14 protein-coding genes are annotated in these 14,720 nt (G+C 63.3%); 7 read left to right on the forward strand and 7 right to left on the reverse strand.

Going from position 1 to position 14,720, the window contains the following annotated elements:
• Nucleotides 1-5: 5 nt before the first annotated feature.
• The 6 genes from ACN6NG_RS15160 to ACN6NG_RS15185 all read right to left on the reverse strand — a co-directional run bounded on the left by ACN6NG_RS15160 (nucleotide 6) and on the right by ACN6NG_RS15185 (nucleotide 6,401).
• Complete coding sequence (locus ACN6NG_RS15160) at nucleotides 6-1,286, reverse strand: OprD family porin (protein WP_474314844.1); 1,281 nt, start codon at nucleotides 1,284-1,286, stop codon at nucleotides 6-8.
• A gap of 40 nt (nucleotides 1,287-1,326) precedes the next feature.
• Complete coding sequence (locus tag ACN6NG_RS15165; protein ID WP_028612952.1) at nucleotides 1,327-2,643, reverse strand: MFS transporter; 1,317 nt, start codon at nucleotides 2,641-2,643, stop codon at nucleotides 1,327-1,329.
• Between the two features lie 66 nt (nucleotides 2,644-2,709).
• Nucleotides 2,710-3,234 carry a gamma carbonic anhydrase family protein gene (locus ACN6NG_RS15170; protein ID WP_132843153.1) on the reverse strand — a complete coding sequence of 175 codons (525 nt, stop codon included), beginning with the start codon at nucleotides 3,232-3,234 and terminating at the stop codon, nucleotides 2,710-2,712.
• 12 nt (nucleotides 3,235-3,246) lie between these two features.
• Nucleotides 3,247-4,437, reverse strand: a complete 1,191-nt coding sequence (locus ACN6NG_RS15175; protein ID WP_197898775.1) for a CaiB/BaiF CoA transferase family protein — start codon at nucleotides 4,435-4,437, stop codon at nucleotides 3,247-3,249.
• 24 nt (nucleotides 4,438-4,461) lie between these two features.
• Nucleotides 4,462-5,391 carry a hydroxymethylglutaryl-CoA lyase gene (locus ACN6NG_RS15180; RefSeq protein WP_474314847.1) on the reverse strand — a complete coding sequence of 310 codons (930 nt, stop codon included), beginning with the start codon at nucleotides 5,389-5,391 and terminating at the stop codon, nucleotides 4,462-4,464.
• A 98-nt stretch (nucleotides 5,392-5,489) separates the two neighbouring features.
• Nucleotides 5,490-6,401, reverse strand: a complete 912-nt coding sequence (locus ACN6NG_RS15185) for a LysR family transcriptional regulator (protein ID WP_474314849.1) — start codon at nucleotides 6,399-6,401, stop codon at nucleotides 5,490-5,492.
• A gap of 268 nt (nucleotides 6,402-6,669) precedes the next feature.
• Here ACN6NG_RS15185 and ACN6NG_RS15190 point away from each other — a divergent pair, with 268 nt between their 5' ends.
• The 7 genes from ACN6NG_RS15190 to ACN6NG_RS15220 all read left to right on the forward strand — a co-directional run bounded on the left by ACN6NG_RS15190 (nucleotide 6,670) and on the right by ACN6NG_RS15220 (nucleotide 14,267).
• Nucleotides 6,670-7,998, forward strand: a complete 1,329-nt coding sequence (locus tag ACN6NG_RS15190; protein WP_063424804.1) for a hypothetical protein — start codon at nucleotides 6,670-6,672, stop codon at nucleotides 7,996-7,998.
• A 32-nt stretch (nucleotides 7,999-8,030) separates the two neighbouring features.
• Complete coding sequence (locus ACN6NG_RS15195) at nucleotides 8,031-10,262, forward strand: Ig-like domain-containing protein (protein ID WP_061203867.1); 2,232 nt, start codon at nucleotides 8,031-8,033, stop codon at nucleotides 10,260-10,262.
• 15 nt (nucleotides 10,263-10,277) lie between these two features.
• Nucleotides 10,278-10,751 (forward strand): curlin, encoded by a 474-nt coding sequence (locus ACN6NG_RS15200; RefSeq protein ID WP_049275356.1) that lies wholly within the window; start codon nucleotides 10,278-10,280, stop codon nucleotides 10,749-10,751.
• Between the two features lie 16 nt (nucleotides 10,752-10,767).
• Entirely contained in the window at nucleotides 10,768-12,213 is a 1,446-nt protein-coding gene (locus ACN6NG_RS15205) for a curlin (RefSeq protein ID WP_061203868.1), read from the forward strand.
• 250 nt (nucleotides 12,214-12,463) lie between these two features.
• Complete coding sequence (gene alkB / locus ACN6NG_RS15210; protein ID WP_059396010.1) at nucleotides 12,464-13,111, forward strand: DNA oxidative demethylase AlkB; 648 nt, start codon at nucleotides 12,464-12,466, stop codon at nucleotides 13,109-13,111.
• A 167-nt stretch (nucleotides 13,112-13,278) separates the two neighbouring features.
• Nucleotides 13,279-13,566 carry a hypothetical protein gene (locus ACN6NG_RS15215; RefSeq protein ID WP_016499857.1) on the forward strand — a complete coding sequence of 96 codons (288 nt, stop codon included), beginning with the start codon at nucleotides 13,279-13,281 and terminating at the stop codon, nucleotides 13,564-13,566.
• 86 nt (nucleotides 13,567-13,652) lie between these two features.
• Nucleotides 13,653-14,267, forward strand: coding sequence for a Yip1 family protein (locus ACN6NG_RS15220; protein WP_016499858.1), 615 nt, complete (start codon nucleotides 13,653-13,655; stop codon nucleotides 14,265-14,267).
• 20 nt (nucleotides 14,268-14,287) lie between these two features.
• On the opposite strand, the gene ACN6NG_RS15225 is transcribed toward ACN6NG_RS15220, so the two are convergent.
• Nucleotides 14,288-14,548 (reverse strand): DUF1652 domain-containing protein, encoded by a 261-nt coding sequence (locus ACN6NG_RS15225; RefSeq protein WP_041167745.1) that lies wholly within the window; start codon nucleotides 14,546-14,548, stop codon nucleotides 14,288-14,290.
• Nucleotides 14,549-14,720: the final 172 nt, after the last annotated feature.

Here is a 14,720-nt window from a genome sequence, read left to right on the forward strand (position 1 = left end):
AGAGCTCAGAACTCGAACGTGTACCCCACAATCACCCGGTTCCCATCCGCTGCATCGGCAAAATTCGAGCGCATGCTCGCATTGCGCCAACGCAGCGACACATTCCGGAGCGCCCCCGACTGCACCACGTAGGTGACATCCGTGGTCCGCTCCCACTCCCGCCCTTCTCCGTCGCCAGCCGCCAGCGCCCGGCCCTTGGCGCTGGCGATGCGCTGCGGGTCCACCTGGTCGCCCTTTACGTAGCGCACATTGAAGGTTAGCCCTGGGATACCCAGCGCAGCGAAGTTGTAGTCGTATCGCAGCATCCACGCCCGTTCGTTGGCCAAGGCAAAGGTGCTGACCTGCTGTTCGCTGAACAGGTAGGTATCGGTGCCACCCACGTAGGCATATGCCGTATCGCCACGCACTTTCTGGTAGCCACCACTGAACGTGTGGCCCTGAACGCTGTACCCGAAGTTGGTACTGAGGGTCTGGTTGTCGACTTCGCCCAGCAATGCCCGGCCCTGCTCGCGTGCGTTGAACCAGCGCCACTCGGTGAACACATCCCCGGGCCCCAGGCGGGTCTTGAACTTGAACCCGGCAAAATCACGCCGGAACAGGTCTTCGAGCGTGCTGGTGTGAAGGCTGAGGGTCAGGTTGTTCAGCGGCTGGTAATCGACACCGCCGTAGTACAGCCGGTCACTGGTTACCGTCGCCGAGTAGGCCCCTTGCTGCGCCATGGCGGTCAGGTCCTCATAGTCGGTGGAGTCACGCAATTTGGTGGCATCCACCTGCAGCAGGGTGAGCGTGAGCCGGTCAAGGTCCTTGCTCACCAGTTGCGCACCGTTGAACCACTGGGGGAACAAGCGGCTGTTGTTGGAGGCCAGCAAGGGCAGTTGTGGGCTCAGGCCACCCACTTTCAACTCGCTTTGTGCGAGCCTGGCCTTGAAGGTAGCCACGGCCTTTGTGTAGTCGTCTGCGGCGCGTTTGTCGCTGTTTCGCGGCAACAGGCCGGTGCCGCTGCGGTCAGGCGAGGAGTCCAGCTTGAGCCCAAGCATGCCGGCTGCGTCCAGGCCAAAGCCGACCACACCGTCGGTGTAGCCAGACTGCAGGCGCAGCATGAAGCCCTGGGCCCATTCACCACGCCGCGATTGCGTGGCGCTGTCACCGTGAAAGTCGCGGTCGAAATAGAAATTGCGCAGTTCCAGGCTGCCGCTGGCGTCATCGATGACGCCGGCCTGCGCGTTTTGACAGGCGCAGCAAAGCGCCCCGAGCATCAGCGATGCTCGCCGGGAAAGAGTGATCATGGGTGTGCCTTGTTCTTGTTGTTAGAAGACTCAGCGCCAATCAGGTACGGGGGTTGCGCACGAAGCGCATCACCACCAGGCAGGCGATCAGGATAAGCGGGGCGATGGACAGCATGCCCATGGAGTTGCTGCCGGTGAGGTCATTGATCTTGCCCACCATCACCGGTGCGACGATGCCGCTGAGCTGCCCGACCGAGTTGATCGCCGCAGTACCGGTGGCAATTGCCAGGCCCGAGAAGGTCGACTGTGGAATGGTCCAGAAGATCGGGATGGCGATGAACGTACCTGCGGTGGCCAGCACCAGCGCGGCCATCATCGCCAGCGACGAGTCGGAATACAGGCACGCCAGCAGGTAGCCGACAGCTGCCGCCAGCAGGCAGTACACCAGATAGCGCTTGCGCTCGCCGGTACGGTCGGAGAGCCGGGTCAGCAACACCATGCCAATGCAGGCCACCGCGTAAGGCAAAGCCGACAGCACACCGACCCAGAGCATGTCCTGCACACCTGATGATTTGATCAGGTGCGGCATCCAGAAGTTGAGGCCATAGGACGCAGTCTTGATCACGTAGTAGATGAACGCCATGATCGCCACTTCGCGGGTCAGCAATACCCGCCAGATCGAGCCGAGGACCGGCTTTGCAGCGCGTTTGTCCTGGGCCAGGTTTTCCACCAGCAGGTCCTTCTCTTCACGGCTCAACCATTTCGCCGCTTCGATGTCGCGGTCCAGCTTCCACAGCACCAGCAAGCCCAGCAGCACACACGGCAGGCCGGACATCAGGAACAACCAGTGCCAACCGGCCAGGCCCAGCACGCCATCCATGGTCCCCAGCAAGACACCTGCTGCCGGGCCACCCACCGCACCGGCCAGCGGCACGGCCAGAAACCACAGGCCATTCATCTTCGCCAGGTGCTTGCGGGGGAACCAGCATGCCAGGTAGAACAGGATCGCCGGGCCGAACCCGGCCTCCATCACCCCGATCAGAAAGCGCAGGAAATACAGGGTGTACTGGGTATAAGCAAACACCAGCGCCGCCGTCGCCAGGCCCCACGACACCATGATCCGGCAGATCCAGGCCGGTGCGCCATAGCGCTTCAGGCCCAGGCTGCTGGGCACTTCGAACAGCACATACCCCACGAAGAACATGCTCGCGGCCAGGCCGTAGGCGGCGTCGCTGAGGCCCAGTTCCTGCTGCATCTGCGCCTTGGCGAAACTGATGTTGATGCGGTCGAAGTACGAGAAAAGGAAGCAGATGATGGCCAGCGGCATGATGCGCCAGGCCACGCGGCGGTACAGCAGCAATTCATTGATGTGGCTGTCGTTGCGCTCACGCGCCAGTTCGCCGGTCATGGCAACCATGGTGGATCTCCATTCTTGTAATTATTGGAGAGCAGCGACGCCTTCATGGGCGTCGCCAGCGGGTTTTCAGCGGATGCGGATCAGTTTTTCCTTGAAGCTCTGGCCTTTTGCGACGTACTCGGCGGCGTTGCGCTGCATGCTGGCGATGGCTTCGGCCGTCAACTCGCGCACCACCTTGGCAGGCGCACCAAGAATCAGCGAGTTAGCGGGGAACACCTTGCCCTCGGTGACGATAGCGCCGGCACCGACCAGGCAGTTGTTGCCGATGACTGCGCCGTTGAGCACCACCGCCTGGATGCCGATCAGCGCGCCATCACCGATGGTGCAGCCGTGCAGCATGGCCTGGTGGCCGATGGTGACGCCCTGCCCCACCGTCAACGCAAAGCCGGGGTCGGCATGCAGCACTGCGCCTTCCTGCACGTTGCTGTGCTGGCCGATACGGATCGGTTCGTTGTCGCCTCTTAGCACGGCCTGCGGCCATACGCTGACCCCTTGCTCGAGGGTTACGTCGCCGATCACGGTGGCATCCTCGGCAATGAAAGCTTCCGGGTGCAGGTTGGGCGCAAGGGTGTCGTATTGGTAAATCGCCATCTCAAACCCTCCTCAAGCTGCGTCGTCGGTTTTTAGCACGCCGGCCGCGCACAGCTCGGCAATGTGCGCATCGCTGTAACCCAGTTCGCGCATCACCTGGCGGGTGTGCTCGCCAATCCGCGCTATCGCCCGGCGTGGCTGCAAGCGCTGGCCGTCCAGCGACAGCGGCAGCAACGGCATGGGTGTGTGGCTGCCGTCTTCCAGTTGCAGGTCGGCCATACCGCCGCTCTGCTGCAAGTGCGGGTCATTGAACAATTCTTCCGGGCGGCGGATCGGCGCAAACGGGATGCCGTTGGCCTCCAGTTGCAGCGCCAGTTGCCTAGCATCCAGTGGCGCGAACACCTCGGCCAGGTGCGCCAGCAGCCGTGGGCGTTGCAACACACGGTCGTTGTTGCTGGCCAGTGTCGGGTCATCGAGCAAGGCGGTCTGCCCCAGCACCTGGCACAGCGCATGCCACTGCCCTTCGCCGGTGGCGGCGACAAACATCTGCTCGCCACCGGCGAAGGTGAACACGTCGTAGATGGCCCAGGCACTGATGCGATTGGGCATCGGCGCGGCTGCCTCGCCGGTGACCACGTACTGCTGCATATGCTGGGCGGCCAGCAGCACGCAGTTCTCGTACAGGGCACTTTGCACCTCGCGGCCGCTGCCGGTGGTGTGGCGCTCGTTGAGCGCTGCCAGCACGCCAATGGCGCCGAACATGCCGCCCATGATGTCGTTTACCGAGCTGCCCGCGCGCAACGGCCGGCCCACCGGCCCCGTCATGTAGGCCAGGCCGGCCATCATCTGCACCACCTCGTCCAGCGCCAGGCGGTTGTCATAGGGCCCGCTGAGAAAGCCTTTGTGCGAGGCGTAAATCAGCCGTGGGTTGCGCTGGCGCAGCGCGGCGTAGTCCAGGCCCAGCGTGCGCATGCGCCCAGGTTTGAAATTTTCGATGAACACGTCGGCCGTATCGATCAATTGCAGCACGGCCTCGCGCCCCTCGGGCGTTTCGACATCCACGGCGATGCATTGCTTGTTGCGGTTGAAGGTGCGAAAGAAGCCCGCCCCGGCGCCCAGCAGGCGGCGCGTGCCGTCGCCGCGCACCGGTTCGATCTTGATCACTTCGGCGCCAAGGTCACCGAGGATCATGCCGCAGGTCGGGCCCATGACCATATGCGAAATTTCGACGACACGGATGCCGTCCAAGGGAAGTCTGGACATCATGGTATTCCTCGTTCAGGCGGGTCAGGCGTGGCCGGCAGCGTCAGCGAAGTTGAGCGGTAGCCCGGCGCGGGCGATGCAGCCATACAGGGGCTCGCCCGGTAGCGCTTCGCTCAGCACCTGGCGCGACTCGATCAGTGCGGGCAAGTTGATACCGGTGTCGTAACCCATGCTCTGCAACATGAACACCAGGTCTTCGGTGACAGTGTTGCCCGACGCGCCAGGGGCGAACGGGCAGCCTCCCAAGCCAGCCAGAGAGGCGTCCAGCTCACGGATGCCCTGCTGCACCGCGACCAGGCTGTTGGCCAGGGCCAGGCCACGGGTGTCATGGAAGTGCGCGGCGTTGAGGCGGTCACCGGCAATCGCCCGCACAGTCTGGAGCACCGTTGCCACCTGGCCCGGGTTGGCGTAGCCAGTGGTGTCACCCAGCGAGACAAGGTCGCAACCGGCTTCGATCACGTGGCGGGTCAGTGCACACAGGTCGGCCAGCGGTACCTCGCCCTGACGGGTGCAGCCAAATGCGACCGAGATGCCGGCAATGACCTGTACATCCTGCAGGCCCATTTCAGTACGCAGTTGGCACATGCGCCCCAGTTCCTCGACCATTTCCCTGGGCGTGCGGCGCACGTTGGCCAGGCTGTGCGCCATGCTGACCGATACCGGGGCGACGATGCGATGGGCGCCAGACTCAAGTGCGTCCCTGGCGCCGCGCAGGTTCGGGGCCAACACGGTTACCTGCAGGCCCGGGTATGTGAGGGCGTGGGCCACCACTTCGCGGGCATCGGCCATTTGCGGCAGCAAGCGTGCTGGTACGAACGAAGCGACCTCCATGTGGCGCATGCCAGCGGCGTAGGCGGCGTCGATCCAGCGGCGTTTGGCGGCGGTTGGCATGATCGTCTGCAGGCTCTGCAAGCCATCGCGCATGCCGACTTCGTTGATTGTTATTGTTATCATCACGGTCTCTCTGTCTGAAGCGTTGCGCCAGACTAAGAGCTGGATGACGGGCAGAAAAGACGTGTTTCACGGGCTGATCCATCGTCAGCCACGATGGATCAGCTCGCAACCTGCCAGGCCGGTGCACGCAGCAGCAGGTGGTCAAGCAGGCGCCGTGCCGACAGCGACAGCGTGTGCCGGTCGCGCATGCAGATGACGAATTCGCCAAGCGCCCAGTCGTCCGTCAGCGGGATGAGCCGCAGATCGAACAATGCCGCATAGCGGGCCACGGCCTCTTGCGGGAACACCGCCAGGCCAAGCCCGAATTGCACCAGGCGGTATGCAGCGTCGAACGACGATACATACGAACGAAACCGCAGTTCTTTGCCTGCCTGTTCGGCGCTTTTACGCATGAAGGCGTTCAAGGTGGCGAAGGCCGAGAGGCCCAGGTGGTCGTAGCCCAGGGTTTCCTCAAAAGCAATCTGGCTGCGGCTGGCCAACGGGTGATCCGCCGCAACGACCACGGCCAGGTGATCCTGCCGGTACGCTACGAACTCCAGGTCACCCACCGCCATGGATTTGCGGCAGATGCCGAGGTCTGCATTGCCCTCGGCCACACCACGAACGACATCGGTGCTGAAGCGCTCCTCGATATCGGCCTGAATCAGTGGATTCTCAAGCATGAACGCCGACAGTTCCTCGGGCAGGAACTCCATGATCGACGACACATTGGCCAGCACCCGCACATGGCCACGCGCACCTTCGGCGTATTCGCTCAGCTCGCTGTCCAGGCGTTCCATGGCGCGGGTCATTTCGCGGGCATGGCGCAGCAGCGCCAACCCTGCTGGGGTAGGCTCCACCCCGCGCTTGCTGCGTTTAAGCAAGGCGGTGCCAAAACGCGCCTCGATATCTGAAATACGTTTGCTGACGGCGGAGGGCGCCATGAACGCGCGCTCGCCAGCGCGGGCGATGGTGCCTTCTTCGCAGACGACGATGAACAGGTTCAGGGAAAGCTGGTCGAGGGGTTGCATCGCTTGGCTCGGCAGGGGAATGGGACCGCCGGTGCAATGTAGCAAAAACCGCATTTGCTTCGAAAACTGGGTTTGAATTACCTGCCCCCAATCCCCAACCTTGGGGCAACGCAGCCCACTGCCCGCCGCTCACAAAATACTCGGCTGAAAGGCTCCGCCCCTTGCCCCACAAGGCGTGCAACGCCATTTGCAGGTTCTGGCACAGCTCTTGCCGATCTCCTCCCAGACGCCCCAAGTCCATGGGCCCGTTTGCAGGAGGAATTGACTCATGCACCGACCGATACCCCACCCGCTGGCAGTGGCGATTTTCGCCGGCATGCTCCAGCTCCCGGCGCAGGCTGCCTTGAACGCAGTCGATCCAGGCGCTTACATCCCCGCTAACGGCGGCTTCCCCGCCTGGTACCAGGACAGTCACGGTCGTACCCTCGACCTGTGCCTGACCAAGGCGGTCAGCTCCAGGGTCGCCGGCGCGCCCGGCGCACCGTCGTACATGTGCACACTGCTGCCCACGCCCGGTGTGTTCGACGATACCCAACCTATTGTCTTCCCCACCAACTTCCCTGACGAAGCGTTCTGGTTCACCGCCGACGCCGCTATCGTCGACGCCACCCGCGGCATCGACCTCAGCTACGGCACGGCGATCGAAGCGGCGTTCGCCGCCGAAGAACCGGTCGAGGGTGACCAGGTCAGCTTCGCCCGGGTGCGTATCCGGGTCGATGTCCCCACCGCTGGCACCTACGTGGTCACCCACCCCTATGGCGTGGAAGTGTTCGATGTCCCCGCCGCCGGGCGCCGGGCGATCAACATGACCCGCGACATCGGCATTGCCGGCGCAGGCGACTTCACCGGCGCGCTGAAGGGCGATGTCGGGCCGTTCCTGCGCAGTGTCAACGGCCCTTATACCGAAGGCAACGAACGCTTCGTCGGCGACCCGAACCTTGAAGAGCGGGTGACCGGCAGCCCGTTCAACACCAACTTCGTGCGCATCGAAGGCCCTGGCGGCATCGACCTGCGCACCGAACTGTTCGCGATCTCGGGCAAGCTTTCCGAAGTGGCCCTGCCAACCCCTCTGATGCCACAGCGCAGCACCTACTCACGGCACACCGAGAACGGGGACCTGCGTGCCCAGCAAGACATCTTCGTGATGGCCCCGCCGCCACCGGCCAGCGTCACCCTGACCAGCCAGACGCCCAACCTGAGCCTGACCGAGGCCAACGGCACTGGCGCCTGGTACGCCCAGTCTGCGCTCAACCCGGCAGCCGGTACCGTCGTGACACTTTCCGCCGACAACAGCGTGGCGATCCCGACCAGTAGCCTGGCCACCCGCAACATGCCGCTGACCGACCTGGTCACCATCACCCAGGCCCAGTACCGCCTGTCCACCGGCGAGCTGACCCTGGTGGCCAGCACCAGCGACGAAACTACCCCGCCCGTGCTCACCGCCCATACCGGCAACGGCACGTTGATCGGCAACTTGGGCGGCACCGGCGCAGTGAAGACGTTGAGCATGACCCTCTCGCCCCTCCCGCCGGCCAAGGTGCAGGTCACCAGTGCCAATGGCGGTAGCGACACCGAAGACGTGGTGCTGGTGCCATGAACAGACAAAGGCTCAGCCTTCAAGGAGGCCGCATGAACACTTGGTCGCGCCGTGCGCTGTTCGCCGCCGGTTTTTCCCTCACCGTTACCAGCGCCGCCTTTGCCGCGTTGTCTGATGTAGACCCGGGGCCTTACACCTTCGCCACGGGCGGCTACCCGATGTGGTACAAGGACAGCCTCAACCAGTCCCTGGAGCTGTGCCAGTCACGTGCGACCAGTACCCGGGCGCCAGGCGCACCAGGGGCGCCGGCCTACATGTGCACCTTGCTGCCCGAGCCCGGTATCTATGACGACGCCCTGCCGCTGGTATTTCCAGATAACTGGCCACCAGAGATGTTCTGGTTCCTGGCCGAAACCTCAATACCACAAGTGGGCAACAGCGGTTATGAGCTGGAGGTCTACGTTGCGGGTATAGAGGCAGCCTTCGCTGCTGAAAACCCGGTAGACGGTGATCAGCAAAGTTTCGCCCGCATCCGTATCCGCGCTTCGGTTCCACGCACCGGTACCTACACCATCACGCATCCTTACGGGGTGGAAACGGTCAACGTGACCACGGCAGGTCGCCGGGCGATCAACATTACCCGGGACATAGGCATTGGCGCTCCGGGCAACTTCCAGGGTGCGCTGGCGGGTGCGATCGGCCCTTGGCTGAAGGGGGTTGGCGGGCCTTATAACGAGGTCAATCCTGACACTGGCTCCACCGAAACCTACATCGGTGACCCCAACATCACCGAAGCGGTCACCGGTAGCCCGTTCAATACCAACTTCGTACGCATTGATGGGCCCGCCGGCATCATCCAGACCAACGCATTCACAGTCTCTGGCAAGGTGCTGGACCAACGTGCGCAGACCCCGGTGACCCTGGAGCGCGCCACCTACTCACGCAACGCCACCGGCACCCGTACGGAAGTCTTCGCCAAGGCGCCCATAGAGGCCAGCTTGTGTATGCGCAATGGCCTGGCATTGGTCGGCACCCCGCCTTCACCGTGCCAGTTCACACTCACCGCCGACAACAACGGGCTGTTCTTCCATCAACAGTTCGGCCAGGACGCACCACCTGCAATCGTGGTGGTGACCGCCAGCAACAATATTGGCGGCACCCAGCCAACCGCACTGTCGAGCAAGCTGACCGACGTGGTCAAGGTCAGCACCGCGCGCTACGACTGGGCCAACAAGCGCCTGCTGATCGAGGCCAGGTCCAGTGACGAAGTCGCTATCCCCGACATGCTCGCCCAGGGCTACGGCCGCCTGTCGAAATCCGGCACGCTGCAAAGCATCACGGTCAACGACGTGGCACAACCGCCAGCTACCGTCACGGTCAAGTCTGCCCATGGTGGTACTGACGTGGAACCGGTCATCGTGGTCGGCAACGCACCCGTCGAGGCGGCCAACCAGCCACCGCTGGCCCAGGCAGATGTCGGCAGCACGAGTGTTGGCGTGCCGATCACCCTCAATCTGCTGCAAAACGACAGCGATCCTGATGGCAATGTGCCGTTGACCATCAGTGACCTCACACAGCCGGGTACCGGCCTGGGCGGTGTAGTACTGAATGGCACCACCTCGGTCACCTACACTCCGCCAGCCGGGGCTACGCAACCGCTGGTGGCCACCTTCAGCTACCGGGCGGTAGACGCCAAGGGCCTGAAGTCAGAGCCGGCCACAATAACCATCAACGTTGCGCCTAACCAGGTACCGACAGCCAACCCCGAAACCGTCGCCACCCTGGGTGTGCCATTGACCATCAACGTGCTGGCCAACGACACCGATCCGGAAGGCAACGTACCGCTGGTCGTTGCTGCCGTCACCCAACCGGCTGCCGGCCGGGGTACGGTCAGTACCGACGGTGCATCGGTGACCTATACCCCACCGGCCACGGTGACTGCGGCCTTCACCACCACCTTCACCTACCAGGCACGGGACTCACTGGGCGCGCTGTCTACTCCAGGTACGGTCACCGTCAACGTGTCGCCCCGGCCTGCCGCCGAAACCTTTGCAGTCACGGCAGCCACCGTCACGGCGCGCTCCAACAACCGTTACAACTGGGACATCAGCGGTACCTCGTCGGTAACCACGGGCAACGTTGTCACCGTCCGGGTCACCACCACCACCGGGGTGCAGACGTTGGGTACGGCCACAGTGCCAGTGACCGGCCGCTGGCGACTGGCAGTGAGCAACAGCACCACGATCATCCCGACCGCCGCGCCGACGGCAACCATCACCACCAGCCCGGGTACCACCCGCACCGTCAATGTGGTTGTGCAGTAAAGGCGGGGAAACGCCATGAAACGCTTGTATCCACTGCTGTTCAGCCTGGCCCTGGCGGGCCAGGCCTGCTGGGCCGACGACCTGATGGACAATGCCGACCTCGCGCCCGGCAACGACCTCGGTGAACCGGTGATCATCCGCCTGCTGCCGGTCGGTGCCGGTCAGGCTGCGGTGATCGAGCAGCAAGGGTCAGGCAACCGCGCCGCCCTCGACCAGAACGGTCAGGCCCTGCTGGGCCGTATCGTCCAGTCTGGCGGTGCGCAGGAAGCTTACATCTTGCAGGAAGGCAGTGACCTGATGGCCAGTATCAGCCAACAGGGAAATGGCAACAGCGCGTCGATCCGCCAGAGCGGCAGCAGCAACAGCGCTGCCATCGAGCAGATCGGCAACGACAACAGCGCCAGCATCGTGCAGTCGGGCTCGGGCCTCAACAGTTCCGTGACCCAGACCGGCAATGGCCAGCATGTTCAGATCACCCAATATCGATAGACCTGGAGGCACCACCATGTACAAGCTCGCCCCTTTAAGTGCCGCTATCGTCCTGGCCCTCGCAGGTCAGGCCATGGCTGCTGACAGCACCTCGTCCCAGACCCAGGACGGCAAGGAAAACATCGCCGAAGTTTCGCAGACCCAAGCATCCTTCGCCTCGGCCACCCAGAACCAGACAGGCAAGGGGCACAACCACCTGGCGGTGCAGACCGAGAGCACCAGCGATATCCAGCAAAGCGCCACCGGCCAGTACAACGCAGGCTACGCCGAGCAACTGTTCGAGAACGGCAGCCAGATCACCCAAACCGCTGGGGGCAGCTACAACGATGCCTTCGCCAGCCAGTCGGTAGGGCTGAACAACGAATCGCTGCAAACCCAGCAAGGTGTCGGCAACAAATCCACCGTGTGGCAGGACACCCAGGAAGGCAGCAAAGCCACCACCTGGCAATCCGGCCAGCGCAACGAAGCCTTCATCGAGCAGACCTTCGGTGGTACCAACAACCGTAGTACCGTCAACCAGACCGGCCAGGACAACTACGCCGCCGCCGAGCACTTGAACCACGTCGATGGCGACATCCAGGTGTACCAGGATGGCCACGACAACTGGGCCTACGGCGACCAGCGCGAAGGCACCGGTGGCACCATTGGCATTGGCCAGTACGGTGGCGGCAACTCGGTGGAAGTGTGGCAGGACACCCAGGTCGGTAGCCAGGCCTCCGTGGTCCAGACCGGCCAGACGAACGAAGGCTATATCGACCAGAGCTTCGGCACCGCCAACAAGGTCAGCCTGTCGCAGCAAGGCAATGCCAACGCCAGCTGGTCGGACCAGTTCGAGACCAATAACGCGACCGCCACCATTACCCAGACCGGCAACAACAACCTGTTTTTCACCTACCAGAATGGTGAAAACCTCAACCTGACCATCAACACCAAGGGCAATGGCAACAGCATCACCGCCAGCAACTGGAAAGGCGCCAAGATGGGCGGCCAGTTCGGTACCAACCAGAACGCCACCATCAACCAGAACGGCAATGGCAACGGCGTCAACCTCACCCAGAAAGGCGCTGACCAAGTGGCCACGCTAAACCAGACCGGTAAAGGCAACCAGATGTCGACCAAGCAGGACGACGTCAACAACGAGCTGTATTTCGAGCAGAACGGCACCGACAACATCCTGATCGCCGACCAGCGCGGTACCGACAACTATGCCTACGGCAACAGCCAGGGCACCGGTAACTCCATCACCCTGGACCAGTCCGGCTACAGCAACCAGAGCTATACCAACCAGCTGTACGGTAGCGGCAACGAAGCCACCATCAAACAGACTGACAGCATCAACGTCGCCTACGTGACCCAGGGAGGCCAGGGCAACAAGGCGTTCGTCGACCAGAGCGGTATCGCCCAAACCGCCACCATCACCCAGCTGGGCAGCGCGAACCTGGCCACTGTGACCCAGAAGTAAACCTCTCCCCCCTTGAATCGCGGCACTCCTCTCCCTGGTGCCGCGGTTCCTTTTTCGCTCACACCCTATGCAACTTCTCGTTCTGCCGGGTATGTGCATTCCCGGTAGGAGCAGCCTTGTGCTGCGAAAGGGCCTGCAGCACCGGCACATCTTTGGGAGGCATACCGGCCTCTTCGCAGCACAAGGCTGCTCCTACAGGGATTGCAATTGCAGGGATACAATGTCCAATCCCTCGAACCTGTGCGATGCCATGATCCAGTCCGATCTAGACCTGTTCGGCCCCCAGCCGCAACGCCTGGCCAACCACACCCTGCTGCTGCCCGGCTTCGCCCTGGCCGAAACCGAGGCGCTGCTCGATGCCCTGCGCCCGGTGCTGCGCGCAGCGCCCTTCCGGCACATGTACACGCCGGGTGGCCTGCGCATGGCAGTAGGCCTGACCAACTGCGGTACGCTGGGTTGGGTGAGTGACGAACACGGCTACCGCTACAGCCCCAGCGACCCGCTCAGCGGCAAGCCCTGGCCCGCGCTGCCCCCGGTGCTGCTCGCCCTCGCCGCCCGCGCTGCGGGCCTGGCCGGCTTCGAGGGTTTCGTGCCGGATGCCTGCCTGGTCAACCATTACCTGCCAGGCACACGCCTGAGCCTGCACCAGGACCGCGACGAGCAAGACTTCGGCCAGCCGATCGTGTCGGTATCACTGGGCCTCCCGGCGGTGTTCCTGTTCGGCGGTCTGCAGCGCGCCGACAAGGCCCGTCGCATCCCGCTGAGCCACGGTGATGTACTGGTCTGGGGCGGTGAGGACCGCTTGCGCTTTCACGGCGTGCTGCCTATAAAACCTGGCGTGCATCCACGCATGGGCGAACGGCGGATCAACCTGACCTTGCGCAAGGCGGGTGCCTGAACAGGACCTGTGGTCTGCCACCCGGCGCAAACAAGATGAATGCACATGAAACACGTTGAACATCTTGGCCAGGCAAGCTTCAAATATTAAGCCGCCTTCTTTTGCCTGGAGCCTGCCATGCCGAACCCGCCCTGCCCATCAAGCCGTTGCGATGGAGCCACCTACCGATGAAGATGCCTGGCCGCGCACCGAATGCCTCGCTGCAGCTCGATTACGTACGCGACACCCTGTTCGGGCCGGTGGCGCAAAGCGTGGAATGCCAGTGCCAGCTTGCCGCCCTCAACCTGCAGGGCCGACCGGGGCTGCGCCTGCACATCTGCCCGCCACTGCCTGACAAGGTCGACCGTGCTCACAGCGTGGCCTTTATCTGGGATGGGCGCAGTTACCATGGCGTAGTCCGCGACAAGGGCAAGTGCGGCGATGGCGGCCTGAACTTGCTTCTGGAACTGCAATAAGCCGATCAACGGCGGCCAAACCGGCTGAACCGGCCCGGTGCAGCGTATCTCCATAGCAAAAGGGCCCGTGCCTGCCGGAGAACGCCATGAACAGTCCATTGCTCAAACTCTTCACCCACCCCGCCGACGCCTGGCTGGATATCCGCCGGGCCGAAGAGGACCACCCACAGCAATACCTGCCGCGCCTGCTTGCCCTGGCATTGATACCCGCTGTGTGCCTGTTTGTCGGTACTACCACCTTCGGCTGGAGCCTCGCAGCCGAGGAGCGGGTACGCCTGAGCATGGGCAGCGCCGCGCAACTGGCAGGGCTGCTGTATGCCACTACCGTCGTGGGCGTGATGCTGATGGGGGTGATGATACGTTGGATGTCGCGAGGGTTCGATGCGCAGCCCAGCCTCAACCAGTGCATTGGTTTTGCCGCCTACTGTGCCACGCCGTGGTTCTTTGCCGGCGTGGTCGGGCTGGTGCCGATCCGCTGGCTGGCCTTCGCCGCACTGCTCGCCGCCTCGGCTTATGCCAGCGTATTGCTGTATGGCGGGTTGCAGACATTCCTGCGGCTGAAGAAGGAACAGGCGATGCTGTTTGCGACGTGCGTCTGGGGTGTGGGGCTTCTACTCTTGGTGACCATGCTGGTGGCAATGATCCTGTTCTGGTTCAACGGCCTGATGCCGGAATACGTACGCCCGGCCAGCCTGGGCTGACCGGGGCACGACGGGCGCGCTCAGGCAATCGACCTGATTCGCGCCGGGCGGCTGTCACGCAGCGCGTGCAGCTGCCCCACCAGGTGGACCAGATCACGGCAGCTGTTAAGGCTTTGCAGCGGGACCCCGTTCAGGGTCACGCCCTCGTCCAGACTCTGACCCTGACCCAGGCGGATGGTCAGGTTGGCGCCATCCAGGCAGCTGACTTCACAGCGATCAGGCAAGCAGGCCTGCTCGATCATCTGCCGCATTTCCAGCATCGAAACTCCTATCAACGACATGGTACGACCCTCTCTGTGCGATGGCCTGTTGTGAGTGAGTACGCCTTTATCGGGCGGGGCGCCAATTGATATTGCACATGCCCGGGCAGGCGTCCATGCGCGGGGGCAATGATCATGCGGGGAATCCTCTAGCACCTTAGTGGAAGATTGCAGGCATGGGCCGAGTGTTCGA

It is taken from the genome of Pseudomonas sp. TSO6, from assembly GCF_056098905.1.

Excerpts from the sequence above, each read along its gene's own strand:
- alkB (WP_059396010.1), top strand. The coding sequence starts at position 12,464 with ATGATCCAGTCCGATCTAGACCTGTTCGGCCCCCAGCCGCAACGCCTG.
- ACN6NG_RS15190 (WP_063424804.1), top strand. The coding sequence starts at position 6,670 with ATGCACCGACCGATACCCCACCCGCTGGCAGTGGCGATTTTCGCCGGC.
- ACN6NG_RS15200 (WP_049275356.1), top strand. The coding sequence starts at position 10,278 with ATGAAACGCTTGTATCCACTGCTGTTCAGCCTGGCCCTGGCGGGCCAG.
- ACN6NG_RS15215 (WP_016499857.1), top strand. The coding sequence starts at position 13,279 with ATGAAGATGCCTGGCCGCGCACCGAATGCCTCGCTGCAGCTCGATTAC.
- ACN6NG_RS15180 (WP_474314847.1), bottom strand. The coding sequence starts at position 5,391 with ATGATAACAATAACAATCAACGAAGTCGGCATGCGCGATGGCTTGCAG.
- ACN6NG_RS15205 (WP_061203868.1), top strand. The coding sequence starts at position 10,768 with ATGTACAAGCTCGCCCCTTTAAGTGCCGCTATCGTCCTGGCCCTCGCA.
- ACN6NG_RS15185 (WP_474314849.1), bottom strand. The coding sequence starts at position 6,401 with ATGCAACCCCTCGACCAGCTTTCCCTGAACCTGTTCATCGTCGTCTGC.
- ACN6NG_RS15165 (WP_028612952.1), bottom strand. The coding sequence starts at position 2,643 with ATGGTTGCCATGACCGGCGAACTGGCGCGTGAGCGCAACGACAGCCAC.
- ACN6NG_RS15225 (WP_041167745.1), bottom strand. The coding sequence starts at position 14,548 with ATGTCGTTGATAGGAGTTTCGATGCTGGAAATGCGGCAGATGATCGAG.
- ACN6NG_RS15195 (WP_061203867.1), top strand. The coding sequence starts at position 8,031 with ATGAACACTTGGTCGCGCCGTGCGCTGTTCGCCGCCGGTTTTTCCCTC.
- ACN6NG_RS15220 (WP_016499858.1), top strand. The coding sequence starts at position 13,653 with ATGAACAGTCCATTGCTCAAACTCTTCACCCACCCCGCCGACGCCTGG.
- ACN6NG_RS15170 (WP_132843153.1), bottom strand. The coding sequence starts at position 3,234 with ATGGCGATTTACCAATACGACACCCTTGCGCCCAACCTGCACCCGGAA.
- ACN6NG_RS15175 (WP_197898775.1), bottom strand. The coding sequence starts at position 4,437 with ATGTCCAGACTTCCCTTGGACGGCATCCGTGTCGTCGAAATTTCGCAT.
- ACN6NG_RS15160 (WP_474314844.1), bottom strand. The coding sequence starts at position 1,286 with ATGATCACTCTTTCCCGGCGAGCATCGCTGATGCTCGGGGCGCTTTGC.